Source organism: Campylobacter sp. RM16189, from assembly GCF_012978815.1.
Lineage (GTDB): Bacteria > Campylobacterota > Campylobacteria > Campylobacterales > Campylobacteraceae > Campylobacter_A.
In genome coordinates this window covers 78,782-105,719 of sequence record NZ_LIWR01000005.1, presented here as the reverse complement: position 1 = coordinate 105,719, position 26,938 = coordinate 78,782, and the positions used below count along the sequence as shown (strand labels likewise).

27 protein-coding genes are annotated in these 26,938 nt (G+C 35.2%); 11 read left to right on the top strand and 16 right to left on the bottom strand.

Translation table 11 applies throughout. From position 1 onward, the window contains the following. Together CDOM16189_RS04860 and CDOM16189_RS04855 are read right to left on the bottom strand one after the other, a co-directional pair. Positions 1 to 1,167 (bottom strand): MlaE family ABC transporter permease, encoded by a 1,167-nt coding sequence (locus tag CDOM16189_RS04860; protein ID WP_170000788.1) that lies wholly within the window; start codon positions 1,165 to 1,167, stop codon positions 1 to 3. A 2-nt stretch (positions 1,168 to 1,169) separates the two neighbouring features. Next, positions 1,170 to 3,068, bottom strand: a complete 1,899-nt coding sequence (locus CDOM16189_RS04855) for a flagellar assembly protein A (RefSeq protein WP_349304330.1) — start codon at positions 3,066 to 3,068, stop codon at positions 1,170 to 1,172. A gap of 142 nt (positions 3,069 to 3,210) precedes the next feature. On the opposite strand from CDOM16189_RS04855, the gene murJ reads away from it, so the two are divergent. The 11 genes from murJ (at position 3,211) to CDOM16189_RS04800 (ending at position 15,173) form a co-directional block, all read left to right on the top strand. Further along, the gene (gene murJ, locus CDOM16189_RS04850) at positions 3,211 to 4,611 is read left to right on the top strand and encodes a murein biosynthesis integral membrane protein MurJ (protein WP_169974649.1); all 1,401 of its coding nucleotides are present in this window, start codon (positions 3,211 to 3,213) and stop codon (positions 4,609 to 4,611) included. Further along, positions 4,598 to 5,983 carry a cysteine--tRNA ligase gene (gene cysS, locus CDOM16189_RS04845; protein ID WP_170000787.1) on the top strand — a complete coding sequence of 462 codons (1,386 nt, stop codon included), beginning with the start codon at positions 4,598 to 4,600 and terminating at the stop codon, positions 5,981 to 5,983. Before murJ ends, cysS begins: the two co-directional genes overlap by 14 nt. Further along, positions 5,980 to 7,710, top strand: a complete 1,731-nt coding sequence (locus CDOM16189_RS04840) for an ABC transporter ATP-binding protein (RefSeq protein ID WP_170000786.1) — start codon at positions 5,980 to 5,982, stop codon at positions 7,708 to 7,710. The genes cysS and CDOM16189_RS04840 overlap by 4 nt, the downstream gene beginning before the upstream one ends. Positions 7,711 to 7,782: 72 nt before the next feature. Beyond that, a complete protein-coding gene (locus CDOM16189_RS04835; protein WP_169974654.1) occupies positions 7,783 to 8,850 on the top strand; it encodes a quinone-dependent dihydroorotate dehydrogenase in 1,068 nt (355 codons plus the stop codon). Between the two features lie 9 nt (positions 8,851 to 8,859). Further along, complete coding sequence (locus tag CDOM16189_RS04830) at positions 8,860 to 10,110, top strand: M16 family metallopeptidase (protein WP_169974656.1); 1,251 nt, start codon at positions 8,860 to 8,862, stop codon at positions 10,108 to 10,110. Next, entirely contained in the window at positions 10,107 to 11,003 is an 897-nt protein-coding gene (dapA, locus tag CDOM16189_RS04825; protein ID WP_169974658.1) for a 4-hydroxy-tetrahydrodipicolinate synthase, read from the top strand. Before CDOM16189_RS04830 ends, dapA begins: the two co-directional genes overlap by 4 nt. Next, positions 11,003 to 11,788: an enoyl-ACP reductase gene (locus tag CDOM16189_RS04820; RefSeq protein WP_169974659.1), complete on the top strand. Its 786-nt coding sequence runs from the start codon at positions 11,003 to 11,005 to the stop codon at positions 11,786 to 11,788. The genes dapA and CDOM16189_RS04820 overlap by 1 nt, the downstream gene beginning before the upstream one ends. After that, the gene (gene pgsA, locus CDOM16189_RS04815; RefSeq protein WP_169974661.1) at positions 11,785 to 12,324 is read left to right on the top strand and encodes a CDP-diacylglycerol--glycerol-3-phosphate 3-phosphatidyltransferase; all 540 of its coding nucleotides are present in this window, start codon (positions 11,785 to 11,787) and stop codon (positions 12,322 to 12,324) included. Before CDOM16189_RS04820 ends, pgsA begins: the two co-directional genes overlap by 4 nt. A gap of 12 nt (positions 12,325 to 12,336) precedes the next feature. Next, on the top strand, positions 12,337 to 13,350 hold the full coding sequence (locus CDOM16189_RS04810; protein ID WP_169974662.1) for an AI-2E family transporter: 1,014 nt from the start codon (positions 12,337 to 12,339) through the stop codon (positions 13,348 to 13,350). Positions 13,351 to 13,413: 63 nt separating this feature from the next. Continuing rightward, positions 13,414 to 14,526 (top strand): RIP metalloprotease RseP, encoded by a 1,113-nt coding sequence (rseP, locus tag CDOM16189_RS04805; protein WP_170000785.1) that lies wholly within the window; start codon positions 13,414 to 13,416, stop codon positions 14,524 to 14,526. Continuing rightward, positions 14,523 to 15,173, top strand: a complete 651-nt coding sequence (locus CDOM16189_RS04800; protein WP_169974666.1) for a YggS family pyridoxal phosphate-dependent enzyme — start codon at positions 14,523 to 14,525, stop codon at positions 15,171 to 15,173. The genes rseP and CDOM16189_RS04800 overlap by 4 nt, the downstream gene beginning before the upstream one ends. 252 nt (positions 15,174 to 15,425) lie before the next feature. Here the strand turns inward: CDOM16189_RS04800 and CDOM16189_RS04795 are convergent, their stop codons facing one another. The 14 genes from CDOM16189_RS04795 to CDOM16189_RS04730 all read right to left on the bottom strand — a co-directional run bounded on the left by CDOM16189_RS04795 (position 15,426) and on the right by CDOM16189_RS04730 (position 26,877). Further along, a complete protein-coding gene (locus tag CDOM16189_RS04795) occupies positions 15,426 to 15,623 on the bottom strand; it encodes a hypothetical protein (RefSeq protein WP_169974668.1) in 198 nt (65 codons plus the stop codon). Positions 15,624 to 15,663: 40 nt separating this feature from the next. Next, complete coding sequence (locus CDOM16189_RS04790; protein ID WP_169974670.1) at positions 15,664 to 16,734, bottom strand: DUF4135 domain-containing protein; 1,071 nt, start codon at positions 16,732 to 16,734, stop codon at positions 15,664 to 15,666. Beyond that, entirely contained in the window at positions 16,727 to 17,185 is a 459-nt protein-coding gene (locus CDOM16189_RS04785; RefSeq protein ID WP_169974671.1) for a GNAT family N-acetyltransferase, read from the bottom strand. Before CDOM16189_RS04785 ends, CDOM16189_RS04790 begins: the two co-directional genes overlap by 8 nt. Positions 17,186 to 17,194: 9 nt before the next feature. After that, positions 17,195 to 17,536, bottom strand: coding sequence for a hypothetical protein (locus CDOM16189_RS04780; RefSeq protein ID WP_169974673.1), 342 nt, complete (start codon positions 17,534 to 17,536; stop codon positions 17,195 to 17,197). After that, positions 17,529 to 17,909, bottom strand: coding sequence for a hypothetical protein (locus CDOM16189_RS04775; RefSeq protein ID WP_170000784.1), 381 nt, complete (start codon positions 17,907 to 17,909; stop codon positions 17,529 to 17,531). The genes CDOM16189_RS04780 and CDOM16189_RS04775 overlap by 8 nt, the downstream gene beginning before the upstream one ends. Before the next feature lie 348 nt (positions 17,910 to 18,257). After that, positions 18,258 to 18,743, bottom strand: a complete 486-nt coding sequence (locus CDOM16189_RS04770; RefSeq protein WP_169974677.1) for a flavodoxin domain-containing protein — start codon at positions 18,741 to 18,743, stop codon at positions 18,258 to 18,260. A 27-nt stretch (positions 18,744 to 18,770) separates the two neighbouring features. After that, on the bottom strand, positions 18,771 to 19,325 hold the full coding sequence (locus CDOM16189_RS04765) for a 2-oxoglutarate:acceptor oxidoreductase subunit OorC (RefSeq protein ID WP_169974679.1): 555 nt from the start codon (positions 19,323 to 19,325) through the stop codon (positions 18,771 to 18,773). Then, complete coding sequence (locus tag CDOM16189_RS04760; protein ID WP_169974681.1) at positions 19,322 to 20,167, bottom strand: 2-oxoglutarate ferredoxin oxidoreductase subunit beta; 846 nt, start codon at positions 20,165 to 20,167, stop codon at positions 19,322 to 19,324. Before CDOM16189_RS04760 ends, CDOM16189_RS04765 begins: the two co-directional genes overlap by 4 nt. Before the next feature lies 1 nt (position 20,168). After that, a complete protein-coding gene (locus CDOM16189_RS04755) occupies positions 20,169 to 21,290 on the bottom strand; it encodes a 2-oxoglutarate synthase subunit alpha (RefSeq protein ID WP_169974683.1) in 1,122 nt (373 codons plus the stop codon). Position 21,291: 1 nt separating this feature from the next. Further along, a complete protein-coding gene (locus tag CDOM16189_RS04750; RefSeq protein WP_169974686.1) occupies positions 21,292 to 21,597 on the bottom strand; it encodes a 4Fe-4S binding protein in 306 nt (101 codons plus the stop codon). 113 nt (positions 21,598 to 21,710) lie between these two features. Continuing rightward, positions 21,711 to 22,601: a succinate--CoA ligase subunit alpha gene (sucD, locus tag CDOM16189_RS04745; RefSeq protein WP_169974688.1), complete on the bottom strand. Its 891-nt coding sequence runs from the start codon at positions 22,599 to 22,601 to the stop codon at positions 21,711 to 21,713. Beyond that, positions 22,602 to 23,768, bottom strand: a complete 1,167-nt coding sequence (sucC, locus tag CDOM16189_RS04740; protein WP_169974689.1) for an ADP-forming succinate--CoA ligase subunit beta — start codon at positions 23,766 to 23,768, stop codon at positions 22,602 to 22,604. A gap of 4 nt (positions 23,769 to 23,772) precedes the next feature. After that, entirely contained in the window at positions 23,773 to 24,666 is an 894-nt protein-coding gene (locus CDOM16189_RS04735) for a lactate/malate family dehydrogenase (RefSeq protein ID WP_169974691.1), read from the bottom strand. Positions 24,667 to 24,675: 9 nt separating this feature from the next. After that, entirely contained in the window at positions 24,676 to 26,877 is a 2,202-nt protein-coding gene (locus CDOM16189_RS04730) for an NADP-dependent isocitrate dehydrogenase (protein WP_169974693.1), read from the bottom strand. Positions 26,878 to 26,938: the final 61 nt, after the last annotated feature.

Here is a 26,938-nt window from a genome sequence, read left to right as displayed (position 1 = left end):
TTACACCTCAAGCTGAGTAAATATTATAGAAAATAACGCGTCTACCATTATTACTCCAAATATTGCATTTACTACGCTTATGGTTGTATATTTGCCTACGCTTTGAGTATTTCCGCCAACTGCAAATCCTCGCCAACACCCTATAAATGCTATAACCATACCAAAAAAAGGAGCTTTAAAAAGACCCACGTAAAAGTGTCTTATCTCTACCTCTTGCTTAAACCTCGCCAAATAATCGCCAAAACTAATATCAAGATATGTCTGGCATACTACCATTTCGCCCAAAAGCCCTATCAAATCGGCTAAAAATACAATTATAGGCATAGCAAAAATTAGTGCGATAACTCTTGGCAAGACTAAAAATTTAAAGGGATCAAACCCCATAGTTTTCATAGCATCTATCTCTTCTGTTATCTTCATCACGCCAATCTGCGCGGTATAGCTTGATGCTAGGCGTCCGGCGATAACTATGGCAGCAATCAAAGGTGCTATCTCTCTAAGAGTTAACATACCCATCATCTCGACTATTATTATACTTGCGCCAAACTGCTCTAATAAATTAGCTCCCTGATAAGCTAAAACTATACCCACCAAAAAAGAAGTGAGGCAGACTATAAACGCTGACTTGATAGCGGCATTTTCAAAATGAGCTAAAATTTCTTTGATTCTAAGGGTCTTTGGTATAAAGATAGTTTTTATAAATTTAACTAAAAATTCACCTAAAAAAGTAAAAAACAGAACTGCTCCAAAGTAAAATTCACCTATTTTTTCCCCTATTTCATAAAGAAAATTTTTTGTATTTTTTATATTGATAATTTTCTTTGCAGGAGCAAGAGTGTCTTTTTTAACAGCCATTGACAACTCTTTTTTGATTGATGTAAAAATTTTCTCATGACTATTGCGTAAATTTATAAGCTCATATTTTTTATCCGATTTTTTAACAGCTGAGCTTATAAATAGAGCCGCAGCATAGTCAAGCTCGGTAATTTCTGCAAAATTTAAGATAATTCTTTTAAATTTTTTGGATAATAAAATGGCTGAAATTTGATTTAAGATATCTCTTTTTAATTTAAAATCCCAAGAATTTTTTAAATTTATCTCAAGAGATCCATCATCTTTAATTGAGCAATCGTAAAAATCACTTTTAAATTTAAGACCAAAAAGCAATTTTAGGCCTTTCTTATATTATTATTTTTCCTGATTACGTAATCGATCTCTCCGTTTTCATTTTCTACTTTTTTAATCGTTAAAACTCTTGCTATTTCATTTTCTCTAGTTACATAAGATATCTCTCTTGGAGGATCTACTAACTTAAATTTTATCTCATTAAATTCACGCCAGTTACTATGATTTATAACCTTTGAATTAAAAATTCCATCCTGAATGGCTTGAATTTCATCTTTAAGATCTGTTATTTTGGATTTTTTTTCGTTAAATTCAGTCAAAAGACTGTTGTATTCATGCACTAGTTGCTGATATTCTCTAAGTTTTTTTATAAAAGTTACAGGGGGGGAATTTTTAGAAGCTCTAAATTCCTCCATTTTCTCTTTTATGATATTAATGGGCCCTCTATTTTCTTCTATGATGCACTTTTTGGCCTCTAGCTGCTTAGGCATTTTTACTATCTGCTCTCTAATCTCTTTTATTTTTTGTAAATTTTTATTTATAGTTTCGCCAGTATTTTTTACCATGCTAAAATCTACTAGAATTTTATTATTTACACCCTTAAGCTGCCTTATCTCAATGGAGTCTGCTATTATTATGTTTGAATTTGAGGCAAGCACTCCTATTTCTAGCTTTTCAGCTATGATTTCACCGCCAAGCACTGACTTTATTATTGCTGTTTTTGCCTTGACTCTTCCGTTTTCAAGGCGATCTATTTCTACATGATCTCCATCAAAGCTTCCTATATGCACGGCTATTTTAGCCTCTTTAGCCTCTATATGAGCTTTTGCGTGAGTTTGTCCGCCAATTTTTACCTTGTTTGCTTTGATTACAGCATTTTGTGCTACATTACCCTCTATATTTATTTCATTGGCTTCAACGCTCATTCCGTCGCCTATAGCATCTTTTGTAATATCTTTTTCCTTAACATTTAAAACTACGTTATTATCAAGACCGGTATCTATCGAGCCTGTTGCTCTAAAGGAGATCTCGTTTACGTCAAGCTCTTCTTTGATATCAAATATATTTTTTTGATCGTAAACATACCCTGCTTTTTTGGAATAATATTTTATACCAGAGTCATCCACCCTCTCTTCTATCTCATCGCTATGCTCTATCATCTTTACAACAGTCGTTTTAGTCTCCATCACAGGCAATAAAGCACCTCTTACATCACGTCCTGATTTACCTAAAACAGGCTTTTGATATTCTATTATAAGCTCGCCTTGGGCCACTCCAAGCAGATAGCCGCGATTGGCGTAGTTTATTCTGTCACTATCATCTGTCTTTTGAATCTTATTTTTATAATGATATATAATAGAATCATCGATAGAGTCTTTTTTATCTACGCCGGAAGTTACTACAAAGGTATAGTCTTTATCTATTATCTCTTTTACTCTTAAAAACGATGAAATTTTGCTTAGTTCGCTTTTCATAGCCTTATTTCTAATTCCTACTAAAATTCCAACTTTAATTAATTTTTTATAGATAAATTCGGCTACTTTATTTTCGAACTCTTTAAAGTAAACTACGTCATTGCTTTTAAAAACTGTAGCTACTATCTTAGTCAGGTTTTTATTGGCACTTATAGAGATATCCGGTAGTAAATGTTGTTTTTTTCTTCTTGTGTCAAAAAATTCTACCTTATAGCTTTGTTTTATGTTTTCAACTTGATTTACATAGAATGTATCGTCGTCAAAAATATCAAGTTCGACATCTTCTAATATCTTACTTTCACTATCACCTATTAACTTATATTCTGTAACAATCGATAAAATTTTAAAATCTATAAATTTGCTATCGACATTAAAATTTCTAGCTAAAACAGGAATTTCACTATAAGGATTTATAGTGTCCATTGCAATAGGATCAAGGTAAATTGGCTCTTTTTGACTATTTTCCACCCAACATTCTCTCAAATTTCTTATTTTTAAATTTGTCTATTTTCTCTAAAATTTAATTAAAACTAGTTTATAGGGTCTAGTTTTACGTTTTTTAAATATAAATTTAAATATTATTTCAGCAACAATATCAAAATGGAAATTTATGTTTATAAGAGGCTTTTTTTCAAATAGTGCCGGCATTATGGTGTCTCGTATCTTAGGATTTTTCAGAGACGTGATGACGGCTTCTACTCTTGGTGCAGGAATTTATAGTGATATATTTTTTATAGCCTTTAAAATCCCAAATCTATTTCGCAGAATTTTTGCAGAAGGAGCATTTGGAGATGCATTATTACCAAATTTCACTCACTCTAAAAATAAAAGCGTATTTTCTGCTGAAATTTTTTTAAAATTTTTATTTTTTGTAATGATTTTGACATTATTAGTTAATCTATTTGCTCCTCAATTTACAAAAATTATCGCAACGGGCTTAAACGAGAGCCAAATCTCTCAAGCTATTCCTTTAGTTAAGATAAATTTTTACTATCTTGGACTAATTTACGTAGTCACGTTTATTGCCACCTTGCTTCAGTATAGACAACACTTTATCACAACTGCATTTTCAACCGCACTTTTAAATATAGCTATGATATTTGCGCTTGTTTTAGCTCAAGGTAAAGAGCCTAAAGTTGTCGCTTATTATCTAAGCTTTGGAGTGGCTGCGGGAGGAATTTTACAAGTAATATCTCATTTAATAGCGCTTTATCTTACTTCTATGTCAAAGATATTCTTTGGAGGAATAATTAAATTTATCAAAGGAAAAAGAGCTGATACAAAGGGCTTTTTTGCTAATTTTTATCATGGTTTATTTGGTTCATCCGCAATGCAAATAAGCTCTTTTATGGATACTTGGCTTGCTAGCTTTTTAGTATCCGGAAGCATTAGCTACTTATTTTACGCTAATCGCATCTTTCAGCTTCCACTTGCAGTCTTTGCCATAGCTCTTTCTACCGCGCTTTTCCCGAAAATAGCAAGAAATTTAAAAGCCGGTAACGAAAAAGAGGCTCTAAAATTTATGAATAAAGGGTTTGAGACTTTATTTTTCCTGCTTTTTGGTGCGGCAATAGGAGGCTTTGTATTAGCAGATCCTATCATAAAACTACTCTTTGAAAGAGGTCAGTTCAATGCGCAAGATACGACCAATACAGCTCTTGTGCTAAAGGCTTATATGATAGGACTTGTGCCGTTTGGCTTGGCTAAAATTTTTTCAAAATGGCTTCATGCAAAAATGCAGCAAAAAACTACTTCTAAAATCGCGGTAATAACCTTGATAATAAACTTAATATTGGCAGTTATTTTAATGAAATATTATGGAGCTTTCGGATTAGCATTGGCTAGCTCAATTGGAGGTTTTGCGCTACTTATACTAACCATACGAGCCTTTGGGACTAAAAGATTTTTGGCTATAATCAACTTTAAAAGATTAGGAATTATGGCTATTATTTTGTTCGTAGAAGTGATTATTTTAATATTTTTAAGGAAATTTATAGATGCAAATTTTTGATAGTGTAAAAAAACAAAAGTTAAATTTTGAGCCTATTGAAGCCAGAAAGGTTAGAATTTACGTATGCGGACCAACAGTATATGATGATTCGCATCTTGGGCACGCTAAAAGCGCTATTAGCTTTGATCTGCTTAGAAGAATACTAATAGAGCTTAAATTTGATGTTAAATTTGTAAAAAACTTTACCGACATTGATGACAAAATTTTAAAAAAGATGGATGAAACCGGTGAGAGTTTAGAGTCTATCACGAATAGATATATTAAAAGCTATAAAGATGATATGCAAGCTTTAAACGTACTTGAGGCCGATATAGAGCCAAAGGCTACCGAGTGCCTTGACGCGATAATAGAGTATATTTTAAATCTAAAAAATAAAAATATAGCCTACGAGATAGAAGGAGACGGGATTTACTTTGACACTGCGCAAGATAACGAGTATCTAAGCCTAAGTGGAAAAGCTAAAAGCGATCAAAATATCGCCAGAGTTGAGTCAAATATAGATAAGAGAAATGAAGAGGATTTTGTACTATGGAAATTTGATAAAAAATGGTACGAAAGTCCATTTGGTAGAGGCCGTCCGGGCTGGCATACCGAGTGTGTGGCGATGATAAAAAAATACCTCTCAAGCGGACAAGATTATGAGATAGATATACACGCAGGAGGTATAGATCTGCTCTTCCCACATCATGAAAACGAGGCTGCCCAATGTAGATGCGGTGAGCGAAAAACCCTAGCAAAATACTGGATGCACAACGGATTTATTAAAGTAAACGATGAAAAGATGAGTAAAAGTCTTGGAAATAGCTTCTTTGTTAAAGATGCTTTAAAGCAAAATCTTGGCGAGGTTTTGAGATTTTATCTACTTAGCTCTCATTATAGGGCTCATTTTAACTATTCTGACGAGGATTTATCGGCTAGCAAAAAGAGGCTTGATAAGATTTATAGGCTTAAAAAGCGAGTTATAGACTCAAATTTAGGAAAAGAAAACAAAGAGTTTAAAGAAGAGTTTCTAAATGCCATGAGAGATGATTTAAATACCTCCAAAGCACTTGCCACAATAGATGAATTTGTAAAAACAGCAAACGAAAATTTAGATCAAAATCCAAAGGATAAATCTCAAAAAGGTGAAATTTTAGCTAATTTAGAGCTAATAGCCAGAGTGCTTGGAATTTTACAAATCGATGTATATGAGTATTTTCAGTTTGGCGTAAGCGATGAGGAAAAAACAAAAATAAAAAGCTTAATAGAAGAGCGAAATGAAGCCAAAAAGCTAAAAAATTACGCTAAAGCCGATGAGATTAGAGAGAAACTTGCTTCGATGCAAATAGCTATTATGGATACTCCAAGTGGCACTATGTGGGAAAAAATATGAAATCTATGGGTTTAAAGGACGTATTTAAGCGATTTGCACCATACTTTAAGGACTATATCCCGCAATTTGCCTTAGCTATAACCGGCATGCTTTTAGCTAGCGGTGGCACTGCGGCATCAGCCTGGGTTATAGAGCCAGTATTGAATAAAATTTTTATAGATAAAAATAAAGAGTTATTATATCTATTGCCATACGCCATAGTCGCGATATACTTTTTAAAGGGTCTTGGAACTTTTCTGCAAGCTTATTTTACGGCTTTTATAGGACAAGACGTAGTGCGTAGATTTAGAGAGAAGCTACTTGGAAATTTGTTAAATTTAGATATGAAATTTTTTAACGAATTTCGTACAGGAGAGCTTATAAGCCGAAATATCAATGACATAGAGCGCATAAGAAGCATAGTTTCCTCAATGATTCCTGAGATGATAAGAGAGAGTATTACTATAGTGGGGCTGTTATGCGTTGTCATATATCAAAGCGCTCAGCTTGCTTTTTTTGCTCTTATAGTGCTTCCTGTAGCGATATATCCGCTCTCTTTACTTGCAAAAAAGATGAAAAAACTATCAAAAGCGGCGCAAGAGAAGACTTCTGATATTAGCTCTAGGCTTAGTGAAATTTTTACAAATATTGAGATAATTAAGGCAAATAATGCTCAAAAATACGAACATGGCAGGTTTATAGACGAAAACAATAAATTTTTTAAGCTAAATTTAAAAAGCGTCAAAATAGATGAATCCGTAAGTCCGATAATGGAGGTTATCGGCAGCATAGGTGTTGCCGCGGTTGTAATAATAGGTGGCAAAGAGGTCATTGACGGACAAATCACCATGGGAAGCTTCTTTTCGTTTTTGACCGCACTTTTTATGCTATATACTCCGGTTAAAAGAATCTCAAAGCTTTATAACAAGGTTCAAGATGCCGTAGCTGCCGCAGAGAGGACATTTGAGTTACTTGACAAAACCCCATCTATAAAAAGTGGAGATAAAGAGATTCCTTTGGTTATAGAGTCGGTTAAATTTAAAGATGTGAGACTAAATTATGCAGATAAAGAGATATTAAAAGGTATAAATTTGACCGCTTTAAAATCTCAAATGATAGCACTTGTAGGCTCAAGCGGAGGAGGCAAAAGTTCAATCGTAAATCTACTGATGAGGTTTTATGATGCAAATAGCGGAGAAATTTTAATAAACGAAACAAATATAAGAGAATTTGATATAAGATCTTTGAGGGATAATATCGGCCTTGTTACTCAGCGCGTATATATATTTAACGATACGATTGCAAATAACGTAGCTTACGGAAGAGAATTTGATGAGGAAGCTGTGATAAAAGCCTTAAGGATGGCTAATGCTTATGAATTTGTTTGTGCGCTTGAAGATGGGATTAATACGATTTTAAATGAGTTTGGCACCAATCTTTCCGGAGGTCAGCGCCAAAGGATAGCTATCGCAAGGGCTTTATATAAAGATCCGCAAATTTTGATATTTGACGAGGCTACATCGGCTCTTGATAACGAGAGTGAAAAAGAGATCACAAAGGCGATATCAAATTTACAACACGAGAAGATAATTATCGTCATAGCCCACCGTCTAAGTACGGTTCAAAATGCCGATAAAATAGCCGTTATAAACGGTGGTAAAGTAGTAGGATTTGGTAGTGATGAAGAGCTTAGTCAAGGCTGTGAAATTTATCAAAAGCTAAAAGGCTCTTTGCCTAAGATAGGATAGTTGTAAAGGTAATAAAAATCGCTAATTTAAGCTCTGTTTTGATAAAATCAGCGAAAATTTAAAGGAAAGATCTTGAATTATAATAATTTAAAAACTATTTTTTTTAAATTTCAACCAGAAACTGCACACGCGATAGCGGAGTGTGCGATGGTCTATGCAGATAAGATATTTCCGGGTTCAATGAGTTTTGTTGCCAATAAATGTGTCGTAAATGATGCTAGACTTCAGCAAAATTTATTTAATTTGGTTTTTAATAATCCTATAGGAATCGCCGGAGGATTTGATAAAAACGCTACTATGCTAAAACCGCTAACGGCACTTGGATTTGGTCATATAGAGTTTGGGACCTTGACTCCCAAGCCCCAAAGCGGAAATAAAAAACCCCGTCTTTTTAGGCTTGTAGAAGAAGAGAGTATCCAAAATGCAATGGGTTTTAACAATGAGGGGGCAAAAAAAATAGCAAAAAGAGTTCAAAAACTATACCCTTTTGTCATACCTCTTTTTGCAAATATAGGCAAAAATAAAGTAACTCCAAATGAAAACGCACTTGAAGATTATGAAAATTTAACTAAAGAATTTAGCGATATTTGTGATGCTTTTGTTATAAACATCTCTTCTCCAAATACGCTAAACCTGCGTGATCTGCAAAATGTAGAGTTCGTGAAGGAGCTTTTTAACAGGCTAACTTCTATAACTACAAAACCTATTATTTTTAAGATTGCACCAGATATGGACGATGAAAAAGCAGTTGAAATTTGTAAAACAGCAGTCGAAGGTGGTGCAAGCGGGGTTATCATAAACAATACAAGCGTTGATTATAGCCTTAGTAAATCACAAAATTTACAAAATTTTGGCGGACTAAGCGGTAAAGTGATTACTGAAAAATCTCGACGCCTCTTTAAGATCGTAGCTGATGAATTGTTTGGTAAAACCGTATTAATCGCAAGTGGCGGTATAGATAGCGGCGAAGAGGCTTATAGGCGTATTAGAATGGGCGCAAATTTGGTTCAAATTTACACCGCTTTTATATTTAGAGGTCCTGCTGTTTGTAGGTATATTAATTTAGAGCTCTTAGAGCTGCTTGAAAGAGACGGATTCGCAAATATTAGCGAAGCCGTGGGAATAGATATAGGAAAATAAGGAAAAAATATGCTTTTAAAATATTCAAAAATTAAACTTAAAAACGGGTTTAAAATTTATCACATTCCGGTAAATAAAGGCTCAAATGTAATCAGTATCGATCTTTTTTACAAGGTAGGATCAAGAAACGAAGTAATGGGAAAAAGTGGAATAGCTCATATGCTAGAGCACCTAAATTTCAAATCTACCAAAAATCTAAAAGCGGGAGAGTTCGACAAGATAGTCAAGGGTTTTGGCGGTATAAATAACGCAAGCACAGGCTTTGATTATACTCACTATTTTGTTAAGTGCTCAAAGCAAAATTTAGACAAATCGCTAGGATTATACGCTGATATAATGGCGAATTTAAGCCTTAAAGACAAGGAATTTCAGCCTGAGCGAAATGTTGTTTTAGAAGAGAGGCTTTGGCGTACAGATAATAACCCTATAGGTTTTTTGTACTTCACTCTCTTTAATACAGCCTTTACCTATCATCCATACCATTGGACGCCGATAGGTTTTATAGAGGATATTAAAAACTGGACAATTGAAGATATAAAAGAATTTCATTCTATCTTTTATCAGCCTAAAAATGCGATACTATTAATCAGCGGAGATATAGATAAAAAAACGGCATTCGAGCTTGGTAAAAAGCATTTTGAAGAGATTAAAAACTCAAAGGATATTCCAAATATTCACTGCGTAGAACCTGTTCAAAATGGAGCAAAGAGGGTTGAAATTTATAAAGAGAGCGAAGTGGAGATGATCGCGATTGCCTTTAAAGCTCCGCCGTTTAACCATCAAGATCAGGTGGCGTTAGGCGCTATAAGCGAGTATTTAAGTAGTGGTAAAAGCTCAGTAATGCATAGGATTTTAGTTGATGAAAAATGTTTAGTAAATCAAATTTATGCTTACAATATGGACAATATCGACGAAGGTCTTTTTATAATAATAGCGGTTTGCAATCCCGGAGTAAAAGCCGAATTGGTGGAAAAAGAGATACATCAGATTTTAGAAAGTATTAAAAAAGAAAATATAGATCAAGATGAGCTAACAAAGATAAAAAATAGCATAAAATCGGACTTCATACACTCTTTTGGTAGCGCTTCAAGAGTTGCGAATTTATACGGGGATTTTCTTATCAAAGGCGACATAAAACCTCTTTTTGAGCTTCAAGAGAAGATAGAAAATCTAAAGGGTAAGGATATTAATGAAATTTCTAAAAAATACTTTACCGATAGGGCTTCTACTACAGTTATTTTAAGAAAGGATCAAAAATGATGAAAAAGATTCTAAAGGGCGCAATGACCGCTCTTATAACACCTTTTAAAAACGGTAAATTAGATGAAGAAAGTTATGAAAAACTTATTATAAGGCAAATTCAAAACGGAATAGACGCAGTAGTGCCTGTGGGAACTACCGGAGAGAGTGCCACTCTAACCCATGATGAACATAGAATTTGTATAGAAATAGCCGTAAAAACATGCAAAAATACAAATGTAAAAGTGCTTGCCGGCGCCGGCAGTAACGCTACTCATGAGGCGGTTGGACTTGCTCAATTTGCCCAAGCTCATGGAGCTGACGGCATCCTTTCGGTTGCGCCGTATTACAATAAACCTACCCAAGAAGGACTATATCAACACTATAAAACAATAGCCTCAAGTGTTGAAATTCCGGTTCTTTTATATAACGTCCCGGGTCGTGTAGGTGTGGATATACTACCTTTCACGATTTTTAGACTTTTTAATGACTGTGAAAATATATTTGGCGTAAAAGAGGCGAGCGGAAGTATCGATAGATGCGTAGATTTGCTTGCTCATGAGCCAAATTTGGTCGTTATAAGCGGAGAGGATGCTATAAACTACCCTATCCTTTCAAATGGTGGGAAGGGTGTCATATCAGTAACCTCAAACCTGCTTCCTGATAAAATTTCAGAGCTTACGCATCTGGCTCTTGATGAAGAGTATATCAAGGCAAAGGCTATCAATGATAAGCTTTATAATATCAATAAGATGTTGTTTTGCGAGAGCAATCCTATACCTATAAAGGCGGCTATGTATATAGCGGGACTACTTCCAAGTCTTGAGTATAGGCTGCCGCTTTGCGAACCTAGTAAAGAGAATTTCAAAAAGATAGAAGAGACTATGAAGCAGTATGAGATAAAAGGATTTTAATGGATTTTAAAAACGAATTTAAAGGTAAAACCTTAGTAATAAGTGGTGGGACAAGGGGTATAGGAAGGGCGATAGTAGAGCAGTTTGCAGAGGTTGGAGCAAATATTGCTTTTACCTATAACTCAAATGAGGAACTAGCCAAAACGCAAGCCAAAGGGTTTGAGGATAAGTTCAAAATAAAGGCGCGCGCCTACTCTTTAAATATACTTGAACCAGAAACATATAAGGATCTTTTCGAGCTTATAGATGCCGATTTTGATAGAGTGGACTTTTTTATATCAAATGCGATTATTTCAGGGCGTGCCGTAGTTGGTGGATATACTAAATTTATGAAACTTCGACCAAGAGGTATAAATAATATCTTTACCGCTACTGTAAATGCCTTTGTGGTAGGAGCTCAAGAGGCCGCCAAGAGAATGGAAAAAATCGGCGGTGGTAGTATTATCTCTCTTAGTTCAACCGGAAATTTAGTATATATAGAAAACTACGCAGGTCACGGAGCCTCAAAGGCTGCTGTTGAAGCTATGGCAAGATACGCCGCAACAGAGCTTGGAGAAAAAAACATTAGAGTAAACATAGTAAGCGGAGGTCCTATCGAAACGGATGCTTTAAGAGCCTTTACAAACTATGAAGAAGTAAGAGATATGACAGCTAAGCTAAGCCCGTTAAATCGTATAGGTCAGCCTACGGATCTAGCCGGAGCTTGCCTGTTTTTATGCTCAAGCAAGGCTAGCTGGATAACCGGTCATACATTTATAATAGATGGCGGAACAACATTTAAATGAGTTTAAATTTACCGAATATCCTTGCGTTTTTACGCATTTTACTGGCGCCTGCTATGTTTTATATTCTTGTAAATGCAAATACTCATTTTGAAAATATCCATATTAGCTGGATAAACTATTTTGCGGGACTAATTTTTGCAATAGCCAGCGTGACAGATTTTTTTGACGGATATATCGCAAGAGCTTGGAATCAAAAAACAAAGCTTGGTGCCATAATAGATCCTTTGGCCGATAAGATGCTAACCTTAGCCGCATTTTTAGGGCTTATGATGATGGATAGAGCCAATCCTTGGGCTATATATCTGATACTTATAAGAGAATTTTTTATAACAGGTTTTAGAGTAGTGATAGCTGCAGAGGGGCTAAATTTCGCCGCCTCAATGGCAGGCAAGGTAAAAACGGTATTTCAGATGATAGCCATTGGATTTTTGATCATGCAGTGGCCTTTTGCCAATGCACTTTTATGGTTTGCCGTAGCATTAACACTATATTCTGGATTTGAGTATATATTTGCATATATAAGATCTGCGAGATAAAGGAATATTTGCTTGAGAAGTAATCTAGTAATAGTCTATCTGGCAAGCTTTGTTGTTGTAGCCGCAGGTTTAAAGGCTGCAAGTATGGTTGTATTTCCCTTCCTTATAGCAGTTTTTATAGCCATAGTAATGTCTCCTGCGATAAATTATCTCCAAAGGCTTAAATTTCCTAGAATATTAGCTTTTATGGTTGTTGTTGGAGTTGTATTTGTAACGCTTGGCTTTATTGCGAATACTGTTATAACTACTATAAATGGACTTCTTGGCTATCTTCCGGAGCTTCAGGAAAAGTTTAAAACTTTTAGCGATCAGACTATTCAGATCATTGAGAGATATGATATTATCAATACACAAGATATAGTAGTACCAAGCGAATTTGACCCTAATAAAATTTTTGCCGCCTTTGGCACTCTATTAAAAGGGAGTACAGAACTTGTATCAAAGAGCTTTTTTATATTTTTATTAGTTACCTTTATGTTGTTTGAAACCAATGTATTTCATCAAAAAATCGAGTATTTCGCTAGCAAAAATCCTCAAGCAAACCAGATAGCAGATACCTTCATATCAAATTTGAAAAGATATTTGGAGATTAAGTCATTAACCTCTTTGGCTACCGGAATTTTGATCTTTATCGGACTTCATATCATCGGTGTGCCTTACGCACCGCTTTGGGGAATAGTAGCCTTTGTCTTAAATTTCATACCAACTATAGGCTCGGTCATAGCTGCAATACCTGCTATTTTAGTTGCACTCTTGATGAGCGATGTAAGCTCGACCGTTTGGACGATAGCCTTATATCTTGTAATAAATGTTGCAATAGGAAATTTTATAGAGCCTAAATTTTTAGGTAAAGAGCTTGGTATAAGCACGCTAGTTGTATTAATGAGTCTACTTTTTTGGGGATTTTTATTTGGAATCGGCGGAATGTTTTTAGCTGTTCCTCTTACAATGAGCCTTAAAATAGCACTTGACGCCAATCCAAACACTAAATTTATAGCCGTTTTGCTTAGTGATAAGATAGATTAATATTAAGCGTAAAATTTAAAATAAAATGCTAAATTTAGCCAGTTTTTATAAAAAAGGTAAATATTGAAAAGTATAATTTTTGTAGTTTTGTTGCTTATTTTAGGTGTTTACGCTTATTCATGGTATTTTTTTATAACTGTTTTTGCTATATCTTTTTTGGTTTTTTTTCACGAGCTTGGTCACTTTATGGCAGCTAGAATTTTAAATGTAGGAGTTTTAAAATTTAGCGTAGGCTTTGGAGATAGTCTATACTCAAAACGCATAGGACAAACCGAATATGCGATTTCAGCTATTCCTCTTGGTGGGTATGTGAGCCTAAAAGGACAAGAGGATACAAAGCCAAATCTAAAAAATATGGATGATGATAGCTACACCAAACTTAGCCCTCTTGGACGTATTTTTATACTTTTTGCTGGACCATTTTTTAACTTCGCTTTAGCGTTTTTAATATTTATTGCGCTTGGATATATTGGTGTGGATAGGCTGGCTCCTACAGTTGGAAACGTAATGCCAAATTCAGCCGCACAAAAAGCTGGACTGCTAAAAAACGACAAAATTTTAAGCATAAACGGAGTAGAAATTCGTGAATGGGACGATATAAGCAAAAATGTAAAGCTAACTCAAACCCTAATTGAAATAGAGAGAAACAAAAAGATACAAACTGTAAAATTAACGCCAAAAATAGGCGAAAGCGTTAATCTTTTCAGAGAAAAAATAGAAAAACCACTTATAGGAATTTCTCCTTCAGGCGAGGTTATAAATCTAAAAAGCAGAGGTTTTGACTCTTTAAAATTTGCATTTAATGAGACGATAAACGCCTCAAAACTCATATTTACAGGCATTGGCAAGCTAATAGAGGGCGTGGTGCCTATAAAAGATATGGGAGGTATAATTCAGATAGCAGATATTACTTCTAAAGCCGCACAGATAAGTATATCAACCCTTCTTGTAATCACTGCTTTAATCTCTGTAAATTTAGGCGTATTAAATTTACTTCCCATCCCAGCACTTGACGGAGGACATATTCTATTTAATATATATGAGCTGATTTTTAGACGAGAAATGAATGAAAAAGTCTATATCGGCCTAACATATTGCGGATGGGCTTTATTGATTACACTTATGCTAGTTGCTACATTCAACGATATATTAAGGCTTGGCGGAGTCGGTAATTGAAAAATTTAGATGAAATTTTAGAGCGTATCAAAAAGGTGCACATCGGTGTAGAGGTTAAACTCATAGCCGTTAGTAAAAACGTAACCACAAAAGAGGTTTTAGAGCTTTTTAATGAGGGGCAGATCGACTTTGGCGAAAATAGAGTTCAAGAGCTTAAAAACAAGCAGCAAATTTTAGCTGAAATTTTGCCTGAGAATCTTATAAAATGGCACTTTATCGGTCGTCTTCAAAGTAACAAGATAAACCAACTCATATCTCTTCGCCCCACTCTTTGGCAAAGTTGTGAGAGTCTTAAGGCTGCGCTTGAAGTGGATAAAAGGCTTGATTATGAGCTTGAATGCTTGCTTCAGATAAACTCCGCCGAAGAAGAGAGCAAGCAAGGAGTGGAAGCCAAAATGGCGGTGGAGACATTTTTGTCTATCAAAGAGAGCTGCAAATTCTTACGTCCTGCTGGAGTGATGAGTATCGGCGCGCACGTGGATGATATAAAGAGTATCCAAAAAAGCTTTGAAATCACGCGTAAAATTTATGAAGAGCTTGAACCGCACGGAGCTAAAATTTGCTCTATGGGGATGAGTGGCGACTTTGAGCTGGCCATAAAATGCGGCTCAAATATGGTAAGACTGGGGTCTGTTTTGTATAAATAAGGCTCAATCGTAATTTTTAATTATAAAATAAATAAAATTGGTATTTGATACCAAGTCTTAAGTTTAAAGATATTATTTGTAATGCAGCTATATGCCTTATATGTTTTTTGAAATACGGACAATGTATATTTTGCTTTGCTAAAGGTATGGATATAGCTACAGATTCGTATCATATAGCATTATCTAATTTATATTGTTTAAGTATATAAAGCCTTTAATTTTCTATCAAAATCAAATTTATATATGAGATATTTATCTTTTTAAAGCCATTAAGTAGTTTAGTTCTTTTTGCAAACTTATAAAATTTTTATTATTTATACTATCAAGCCATCTTTTTACAAAAAAGCTAAAATTTTCCTTATAAAAATTATCCACAACTAATCTATCTTTATGATATATGCAGTTTTTTATAGTATCATAATAAAAATACGGCACATCGGTTAGTATCATATCGGCTAGCTCGTTTTTTATTATATCTTGATAATTTTCTTCAGATATATTTCCTTTTTTTATATTTTGTCATCTCATTACGAAGTTTGATTATATTATCTTTAAAATTTAAAGACGGCGTAAATAGTAAAATCATCCATTTTATATAAACGCTAGTCGGTCTAAATACAAATCTTAATATCAAATCGTTTGAATTTATAATCTCTAAAATCTTATCTTTATGCTTCATAATCGCCCTATAACAATCCTTAAAGCCCCTATAAACGATACGTGCGTTATCTTTTATATTAAGAATTTTCGGACTATTTCTTCTATCGCTTAAAAATGAGACTTCAAAATCTTTATTTATTTGCACGATCATATCTTTTGTAGTCCTATCAAAAAGTCCACAACTATTCTTAGTCGTTAAAAGCCCCGTATAGCTTAGTGCAAAATGATCCGCATAAACATCTCTATAAAAGCAAGTTTCGGTATCTAAGATATAAAAAGAGTTATTTGCATATAAGATATTTTTGCTATGTAGATCGGTAATTCTAAAGCAATAACTAAAAGCTAAAGCCGCCCCTATACAGTAGCATAATCTAGTCTCATCTAAATTTTGATCGCTATCTAAAAATTCTATAATGCAATAATCTTTTTCATAGTGTAAAATTTCAGGAAACATAGATATATCGTATTTTAAATTTTGCTTAATATGATTAAAGATATCTAGTAAAACTTTTAAGTGTTTTACGTTATAGGGCTTATACACAAGCTTTTTGTCGTTTGCGCTAAATATAAGTATGCTTCGCTTTTCATTGTGCGTCTCTTTGCTAGCAAATTCAATATCGTTAAATTTAACGGCATCCGACTTTAAATATTTTTTGATATCTAAAATAGCCTTGCAAATATATTTTTGCAGCATATACTCAGCGTATAGATTAATACTAGATATATCGGCTTTAAAATTTTCTAAATTTATCTTTCCGTTTAATCTCTTATCAAATGCCATACACTGAGCGCTACTTATAAATTTAGTCTGTTTTAAAAACTCTTCTATTTTTAAAACGAACTTTTCGCTAAATATGCAATTTGGAAATTGATCGCAGATAGCCTTAGCAAAATCACTCATTTATATTTATTCTAGGCACTCTTTTTCTAGAGCAAATCGTGAAATTTTTAGAATTTTCTATAAAACCGAATTTTTCTAAAAACGCTACCGCATCCCTATTTTTGCTAATCGGCGTTACGACCCAAGTCGTAGTATGAGCAAATCTTTTATTAAAAGCGTTCATCAAAGCTCGTCCTACTCCTTTACGTTGATAATCCTTATGAACCATAATACCGTAAAGATAAGATGTGGCAAAGTTATCTCTATCCGAAAAAGCATGCAAAACTCCGATAGTCTTTTTTCCTATCTTAGCGATAGCTACATAATCATAGCTTCTAAACATATCATAGTGTGAATACAAAGGAGCCGCGTCTATATACTTTTGCTCCGTCAAACCTATAGATAACTGAATTTCATCGATATCTTTCGGATCAAAATTCGCCGAATTTTCTATAATTACTAAATTTTCCATTTTTTCTCCTTATTGACAAGTGGGTAAAGATGTGCATTCGATACGAATTTTAGTATCGAATGGTTCATGACAATTATTACATATAAAGCTATAAATAACTTTCTTATTCTGATTTTCTGATAATAAGCTACTTTTATCTTTTAAAAAATACTCTATCTCGCTATCAATTTTGCTTTTTTGAGCTAAATTGATAGGAGAATTAGGCATGATTAGATGTTTTGTAGTGGCGGTATCTTCATATATATTTATTTTATAATCGCCCTTTAGATCATAGCCAAAATCGGATAAAGTTTTAGTTGGATCACTTATAAAATCTCTCTTAAACTCTATATCCGTTAAAACCTTAAGCATAATCTCCGCAGGAAGTTGCTCTGAAATCACAAGACGAATCTCGTTTTTGTAAAATCTCTTTAATCCGACCGCTTGATAACTCTTCTATATTTTCAAGGTAGGGTATGGAAAAATTTTTAATTCCGTTTGAAACTTGATAATAAGCCTTTATCTCTACGTCATCGCTTTTGTCGTTAAACAATATCGCAGGGTTTGATATGGCTTTATCAGCATAAGAGTTGTCGCTCCAAAGCATTAAGAGCTTATCCGTGGGGATATAAGCATATTTTAAAATATTTAGTTTTATATCCGAATATTCGCTTGTTTTCGTATCTTTTTTTAAAAGCGAATTATCGGATACGACTTTATCCGCCTCTTGAGCAAATCCCGACATAGCTATCGCTAGCAAAACAACTGTAGCCTGTTTCGTGCTTCTTGAAAGTTTTTCATGATTTACTCCTATAATAAGAAAATAAAATATGCTCTTGAAATTATAATAAGATATAAAATAAAAGTCAATATCAATATAAATAAAATTAAATTTATTATCCATGATATAAAGTATTATTTATAATTTTGTGTGAATGCTTATAGTATTAAAGCTGTTTTATCTAAATGAAATGCAATAAATAATTTTATCCATTGCTAAACAAGTGCAAGATAGCGTTCAGACTTGCTAAAATACACTTATTTAACAAGAAATATCTTACTAATTGCAATTAACTATTGGCGGTATAAAAATCTAAATTTGATTTTTTATCTTGCTTACCCACTTATCAATGCGCTTTTCATACTCCTTATCGCCTTTTGTATCGAGCGCAAGACCTATAAATTTATCATTTATAAACGATGAAGAGTAGTCAAATTTATAACCGTCTTTTTCACTGGTACCAAGCAATAAGGCTCCTTTTATGCAAGGCAAAAACTCAACTACACCGCCGCAGAAGTTATCACCGTGGCGCTCTTGGTTGCCAACTCCTACAATAGCTACTTTTTTGCCTTTTAACTTAGCCTCTTTTAACAGGCATAATTTTGCTTTCCAATCATCATGAAGTTCACCAAATCCATAACTTGAGCTTGCTAAAATCAAAAGATCAAAGTCTTCAAACTCGCTTGATTGCTCTACTTCCTTAACAGCCTTTACTTTAGCACCCAATTTTGAAGCCAGATACTCGCAAGCCTTTGCGGTATCGCCCTTTCCCGTAGCGTAAAAAATTCCTATTTTCATATTTTTCCTTTATAAATTTTGTATTAATTAACTCTCTTTTGCCTCTTTAGCGTATTTTAATCCTAGCTCGTAAGCCATAGCATTGGCCTCATAGACTTTCTTTGGTACCTTTGATAGCATAACTTCTCTTACTAAATTGGCATCCAAGCAACCACTCATCTCTACAGCTACTCCCAAGGCTACAACGCTTTGCGTGATGACATTTCCGACTTCGTCCTTAGCTATCGAGATAATAGGAATTTCATAAATTTTCCACTTTTTTCTATCCTTATCGCTAGCTTTGACCAAATTTGGCTCTATGACTATTATACCACCCTCTTTGACTCCGCTTTTAAAAAGATTGTAGCTTACTTGTGCCGTTGCAAGCATAAATTCTATCTCACCCTCATTTGCATATGGGTATAAAATTTCGCTTTCGTCTAATACTATATCAACTTTAGTAGGACCGCCTCTAACCTGTGAAGTATAAGTAGATGCTTTGACCCCATATCCTCCATCTTCTATCTTGGCGGCGGCTAAAATTTCTCCGGCTAAAATTACACCTTGTCCGCCAACCCCGACAAATCTAAGCTCTCTTTTCAATTTATATCCTTAAAGTCGATTTTCTCGCCACTTTGGGCGGCTTTTATGATTTGATCGTAAGCCTTTGTGTATTCTGTTTTACTGCTATCTTTATGCAAAACTCCGAGAGGAAATTTACCCATCCTCTCATCTTCACTCATCAGATCAAATTTTGTCTTGCTTAAAGTTATACCGTCTATCCATTCAAGTGTCTTAGTTGCCTCTGCCATCTTGTTTTTTCTACCTAAATTTATATGGCAATTTGAAAAAATATCAAAGAAAGAGTAGCCATCATGACTAAATCCTTCTACTAGCATCTTTTCCATCTTGACAGGTTCTATCACGCTTCCTCTGGCTACAAAAGTTGCCCCCGCAGCCGTAGCTAGCTTGCATGCGTCAAAAGTTGGATCTATATTTCCGTATTGAGCCGTTACGGTCCACATACCGCGAGGAGTCGTAGGGCTGGTTTGAGAATTTGTAAGTCCGTAAATAAAGTTATTTATCAAAATATGATTTATATCGATATTTCTTCTGCATCCATGTATAGTGTGATTTCCGCCTATCGCAAGCCCATCTCCGTCGCCTGTTATCACGATAACTTTTTTATCCGGATTTGCAAGCTTTATACCTGTTGCGTAGGCTATAGCGCGTCCATGAGTAGTATGAACTGTATTGCAATTTACATAAGAGCTAAATCGTCCGGAGCAACCTATACCAGACACTACACATACATCGTTCATATCCCAGCCTAAGCTATCTATCGCTCTAATAACAGCTTTAAGTATCACTCCATCCCCGCATCCCCAGCACCAAAGAGTCGGCATCTTATCTATTCTTAAATATTTGTCGTAATTAAATGCCATTTTAAAACTCCTCTATTTTCTGAACTATCTCTTGAGGGCTTATCGGGCGTCCATTTGCCTTAAGCAGAGTCTTAAAGTCATCTCTTAGCATTGCTTTTTTAATCTCTCCCGTATATTGCCCTAAATTTAGCTCACAGATTAGTATTTTTTTAAATCTCTTACCTATCTCTTTTAACTTCGCTTCAGGAGTTGGAAATAAAGTTATAGGCTTAAACATTCCTACTTTGACTCCATTTTTTCTTAAATTTAAAATCGCCTCTTTTGCCGCCCTAGCAACACTTCCAAATGCTATGATACAAATTTCTGCATCTTCAAGCTCAAATTCCTCGCTATTTTCTACCTCGTCAAGATGTAGGTTAATCTTATTAAAAAGCCTATTTATGTTATATGAAACTATCTCTCCGTCCTCTGTCGGAAAGCCGGTAACTCCATGATGAAGTCCGGTAATATGATATTTGTAGCCTTGAAAAAATTTATTAAGAACAGCAGGTCTATCGGCTTTAGCTTCATAAGGTTTATAATCCTTTGGATCGCCTGTAAATTGCTCTCTATTTACTATTTTTATATCGCTAAGTTCAGGCAAAATGGCCTTAGCGTGCATATGTCCTATAGTCTCATCAAGTAGCAAAAACACAGGGGTCATAAATCGCTGAGCCAGATTAAAGGCCCTAATCGTCTCTGTGTAACACTCTTCTAAGCTAGCAGGAGCTAAAACGATACTATTTATATCCCCATGGCTTGGGTTTTTAGCCTGAAGCAAATCTCCTTGCGCTACCCTTGTAGGAAGTCCGGTGCTTGGGCCTCCACGCATTACGTTTACTATTACGATTGGGATTTCAGCAATAAAGCCAAGTCCTATCTGCTCGCTTTTTAGTGAAATTCCAGGTCCAGAGCTTGCGGTCATCGCCTTAGCTCCACTCATAGCAGCTCCAAGTGCAACTGAGATTCCTGCTATCTCATCTTCCATCTGTATAAATTTACCGCCTTTTTTTGGCAAAAGAACGCTTAACTCATGAGCTATCTCGCTTGAAGGCGTTATAGGATATCCGCCAAAAAAATTACAACCGCAATCCACGGCCGCCATCGCAACAAGCTCATTACCGCTAGCTATTACCTCTCTCATTTTAGGCCCCTAGCTTTTCATAATGATTTGCTTTGACTGCCGCGGCTCTTTCTTTACTCTCTGCAGTAAGTTTGGCAAATTTAAAGCCCTTGTCTGCTACATAAATGGCAAAATCAGGACAGTGAAGCTCACAATCCCTGCAACCTATACAGGCCTCAGGATGAACCACCTCTATCATTTTTCCAAGTACTGCACCAAGCTCTATACGCATACCCAAAACTCCTGCTGGGCAGTAACTCACACATATATCACACGCCTTACAGCGGGTAGTGTCTACCCATACTGGGGCATCATCTCTTATCAGCATATATTTTCCTTGACTCAAATTTCCAAATCCAGCATTTTTATATAATCTTGCTTAAATTTAAGATTGTAAAAAATAGATAAAAATTATTTTAGTTTTATTTAAGAGAGCTCCTATCAATCATTGCTACTAAATTTCATTACCTCTTTAAATTTTTCACCTATCTTGCTTGGGGAATCTACTACATGAACCCCGGCTCTACTAAGCGCTTTCATCTTATATTCAGCACTTCCTTCTATGCCGTTTATAATGGCTCCGGCATGACCCATCTTGCGCCCTTTTGGGGCTGAATTTCCAGCGATAAAGGCTACTATAGGCTTTGAAATTTTCTCCTCTATCATCTTACAGGCTCTTATCTCTAAATCCCCGCCTATCTCTCCTATCAAAAGTATCGCCTTAGTATCATCGTCTTTTTCAAAAAGAGGCAAAAGCTCCTCATAATCCATTCCTATAACGGCATCTCCGCCTATTCCTATGGCCGTAGATATTCCGTATCCCGCTCTTATAATCTCGTTTGCGCCTTCATATGTAAGGGTGCCTGACTTTGAGATTATACCAATATTAATATCTGATCTTTTAAAAACAGAACTTGGCATAATGCCGAGCTTGCAAAGATCAGAACTTATGATGCCAGGACAGTTTGGACCGATAATCTTCATTCCTTTTTTGATAGCATAGGCCTTCGCAGCAAGAATATCAAGCACGGCTATATGCTCGGTAATTACAACAGCAAGCTTTATTCCGCTGTCCGCAGCCTCTATAATAGCGTCTTTGGCAAATGCGCTCGGAACAAATATTAAAGATGTATTAGCGCCAGTTTTTTCGACAGCCTCTGCTACAGTATCAAAAACAGGTAGTCCAAGATGTGTGCTTCCGCCCTTAAACGGTGTAACTCCGCCAACTATTTGAGTGCCATACTCTAAGCAGCTTTGAGCATGGAAGCTTCCCTCTTTACCGGTAAAACCTTGCACTATGGCTCTTGTTTGTTTATCTATTAAAATACTCATCTAACTTCTCGCTAAGCTTACAGCCAATTTAGCGCCATCAAACAGATTAAAAGCTACATGCAAATTTTTAAGATTCGCATCTTTTAGCATACTCATGGCTTCTTTTGCATTAGTCCCATCAAGCCTTATAACTATAGAAGTATTTAAATTTATACTTTTTGCGGCTTCTAAAATTCCGCTTGCAATTCTATCGCATCTAACGATTCCACCAAAGATATTTACAAAAACCACTTTGACGTTTGGATCTTTTAGTATAAGCTCAAAGGCCTTAGCCACACTTTCAGGACTCGCAGAACCGCCTACGTCTAAAAAATTTGCACTCTTTCCGCCAACGTTTTCTATCACATCCATTGTAGCCATAGCAAGCCCTGCACCATTTACTATGCAGCCTATATCGCCATTGAGCTTTATATAGTTTAAGCGATTTTTTTTGGCTTCGATTTCGCTTGGCTCCTCTTCGCCTTCATCTTTAAGGGCTAAAATTTCAGGATGACGAAATAAAGCGTTATCATCAAAACTCATCTTTGCATCAAGTGCGTAAAATTCATCATTATCATTTAAGATAAGAGGATTTATCTCGATTAAGGTAGCGTCTTTTTGTATATAAATTTGATAAAGTTTCTTTAAAATTTCAATGAATTTCCTACTTAAATCTTTGTCAAAATTAAAAAATCCGATCAAATTTAAGATGTGAAAATTGCAAAGTCCGATCTGAGGATCTATATTTATCTTTTTTATTAGCTCAGGAGATCTATGAGCAACCTCCTCTATGCTAACCCCTCCATCTTTTGAGGCGATAATCGCAATATTTTCTTGCTTTCTATCAAAGGCTAAACTTAGATAAAATTCCCTTTTTATATTAAGCCCTTGCTCAATATAAATTTTACGAACAAGCTTTCCGTTTTTTGTGGTTTGAGGTGTAATTAGATACATACCAAGCATGTTCTTTGCGATATTTTCTACTTCACTTAGACTTTTAGCTATCTTTACGCCTCCTCCAAGACCTCTTCCTCCGGCATGAACTTGAGCTTTAATCGCAAAGATATTTCCGCCTAAATTTTTAGCCGCATCCAAAGCTTCTTGACTCGTATATGCAAGTTTGCCGTTTGAGATTTTGATACCGAATTCTTTTAAGATCTCTTTTGCTTGACACTCGTGAATATCCATTAAATTAGCTCAATACACTACTTTCTATCAAGAAATTTATATTTTTTCTTATATCGTTTTCGCTCTTTACAAGCACCTCTTTTTCCTCTTGGCTTGGATCTTTTATCTTTGCAATTCCATTTTTATTAAGCTTGACTCTGCGACCGCAAGTTAGACCATCATCCACTACTACACAGCAGCTTAGCCACTCATCGCTCTCATCTTTTATGGCTTCACACATCTTAGCCGCAGCGGCTCCTGGTGCATAATAGGCTGAAGTTCCTAGAAGCTTTACAAATTTAGCTCCACCGGTTTTTGTGTCATTTGATATCTCTTCAAATTCATCATCGCTTAAAGTTACGTTTATATTATCTTTTAGCACAAGCATATCGTCATTATGAGCACCCATTACATGAGCTTTTATCTGAGAATTTTGTAAATTTAGCCTTTTTGAAATTTCAAATTTTAGCCTTGCTGAATCAAGCTCTCCAGCCATACCTAAAATTCTACTTTTATCAAACCCACTAACCTTATATGTTACAAATGTTAGTATATCAAGAGGATTTGTTACGTTTATAATTATGCAATTTGGTGCGAATTTGGCGATCTTTTCTACGGTACTCTTTACTATCTGAGCATTTTTAAGAAGCAGATCCTCTCTACTTTGACCCTCTTTTCTAGGGCTTCCTGCCGTTACTACGACTATATCGCTATCTTTTATAAGTGAAAAATCATCTCCGCCAGAAATTTTAACATCAATGTCAAAAACAGCAGCGCTTTGAGCCAAATCCATAGCTTTTGCAAGCGCAACATTACCAAATATATCGACCAAAGCTATCTCATCAGCTATCTTTCTTAGCATTATCGCGCTTGCGGCGCTAGCACCTACGTTACCCGCTCCAATTACTGAAATCTTCATTTCTCTTCCTTAATTTATGATTTTATTAAAAGTCTCACTCGGTCTCATCGCCTTAGAGGCCAAATTTTCATCAAATTTATAATACCCTTTTATATCCATCTTTTGACCTTGAACCTCTAAAAGCTCCTGGGATATCTTTTTCTCATTATCTTTTAACTCTTTGGCGATATCCTTAAATTTATCAGCCAAAATTTCGCCATTTTTAACCAACTCTTCAGCCCAGTAAAGCGCCAGATAAAAATGGCTACTGCGATTATCCGGAGTTTTTACCTCTTTTTGTGGAGATCTGTTTTCTTTAAGCCATCTTGAAACCGCGGAATTTAGAGTAGATGATAAAATTTTAGCCTTTTGATTTGATTTTAAATTGGCCAAATGCTCTAAAGACGCAATTAAAGCTAAAAATTCTCCTAAACTATCCCACCTAAGATGATTTTCATTAAAAAACTGCTCGGCTATCTTCGGAGCGGACCCGCCGGCTCCTGTCTCAAACACGCCTCCACCATTTAAAAGAGGCACAACCGAGAGCATCTTGGCACTTGTGCCAAGTTCAAGTATAGGAAATAGATCAGTTAGATAATCTCTAAGCACATTGCCTGTAACGCTTATGCAATCCTTGCCCTCTCTTATAATCTCAAGAGATTTTTTGCAAGCTAGTTCAGGTCTTAAAATTTCTATATCCACTCCGCTTAAATCGCTTTTTGAGAGCATCTCTTTAACCTTTTTAATAATCTCTTTATCGTGCGCCCTATTTTCATCCAGCCAAAATATCGCTTTAGTGTTAGTAAGTTTTGCACGTTTTATCCCCAAATTTACCCAGTCGGTTATCGCATCATCTTTTGCCTGAGTCATTCTAAAAATGTCGTCTTTACAAATCTCAAATTTAAAAATTTCCTCATCATTTAAATTAATTACTCTTAAAATCCCGTCATTAGGCATTATAAAAGTCTTGTCGTGACTTCCGTATTCTTCTGCCTTTTTAGCCATAAGACCTACATTTGATACACTTCCTATTTTGCTTGGGTTAAGTGTGCCTTTTTGTTTAAAATCTTCAATCACGGCCTCATAAATTTTAGCGTATGTGCTATCGGGGATTACGGCCTTAGCCTCTTTAAGAGCTCCGTTTTTATCCCACATTTTGCCGGAATTTCTTATCATCACAGGCATTGAAGCGTCTATGATGACATCACTTGGGACATGCAAATTTGTAATTCCTGCATCAGAATTTACCATAGCTAAGTCTGGACGCATGGTATAAATTTCATCAAATTTGGCTCTAATTTTATCTTGTGTGTTTTTATCTAGTTTTAAAATTCTCTCAAAAAGATCTTTTAAGCCGTTATTTTCATTGACTCCCACGCTTTTAAACTCATCTTTAAATTCATCAAATACCTCTATAAAATACTCTTTAACAAAATGTCCAAATATCACAGGATCACTAACCTTCATCATAGTAGCCTTAAGGTGAACGGAAAATAGCAGATCTTTGGCTTTAGCATCCTTTATCTGATCTCTTATAAACTGCTTTAAAGCCTTTGCGCTCATAAATGTGGCGTCTATTACCTCGCCTTTTAAAACTTTTATCTCTTTTAATATAGTTTTTTCACCATTTTTTTGAGTAAATTCAACTCTTAAAGTATCATCACTCTTTGTAGTCATAGATCTTTCATTAAAATAAAAGTCTCCGCTCTTCATATAGGCTACTTCCGACTTGCTATCTGATTTGAATTCTCCCATCTTATGAGGATTATTTCTTGCATACTCTTTTACTGCACTTACGCATCTGCGATCCGAATTTCCTTGACGAAGTACAGGATTTACGGCACTTCCAAGCACTTTTTGATATCTTTTGTAAATTTCTCTCTCGTTATCATTTTTTGGCTCATTTGGATACAAAGGCAGATCATATCCCTTGGCTCTTAGTTCGTTTATAGCATCGTTTAGCTGAGGGATAGAAGCTGAAATATTTGGTAGTTTTACAATATTGGCAAATTTATCTTCTGTCATATTTCCTAAAATTTCTAGCCAATCTTTTTCTTTTTGATCATCTTTCAAAACATCACTAAAAGTGGCGATCATACGACCTGCAAGCGAGATATCGGCTACATCTATACTGATATCTGCTCTGTTTAAAAAGCTTTTTAGAATAGGAAAAAGCGAGTAGCTTGCAAGAAGTGGAGCCTCATCGGTTTTTGTCCAGATAATATCACTCATAATAGACCCTTTATTAAAATGTGTTATGTTATCAAAATTTAGGTTAAATTCTTTTGATTTT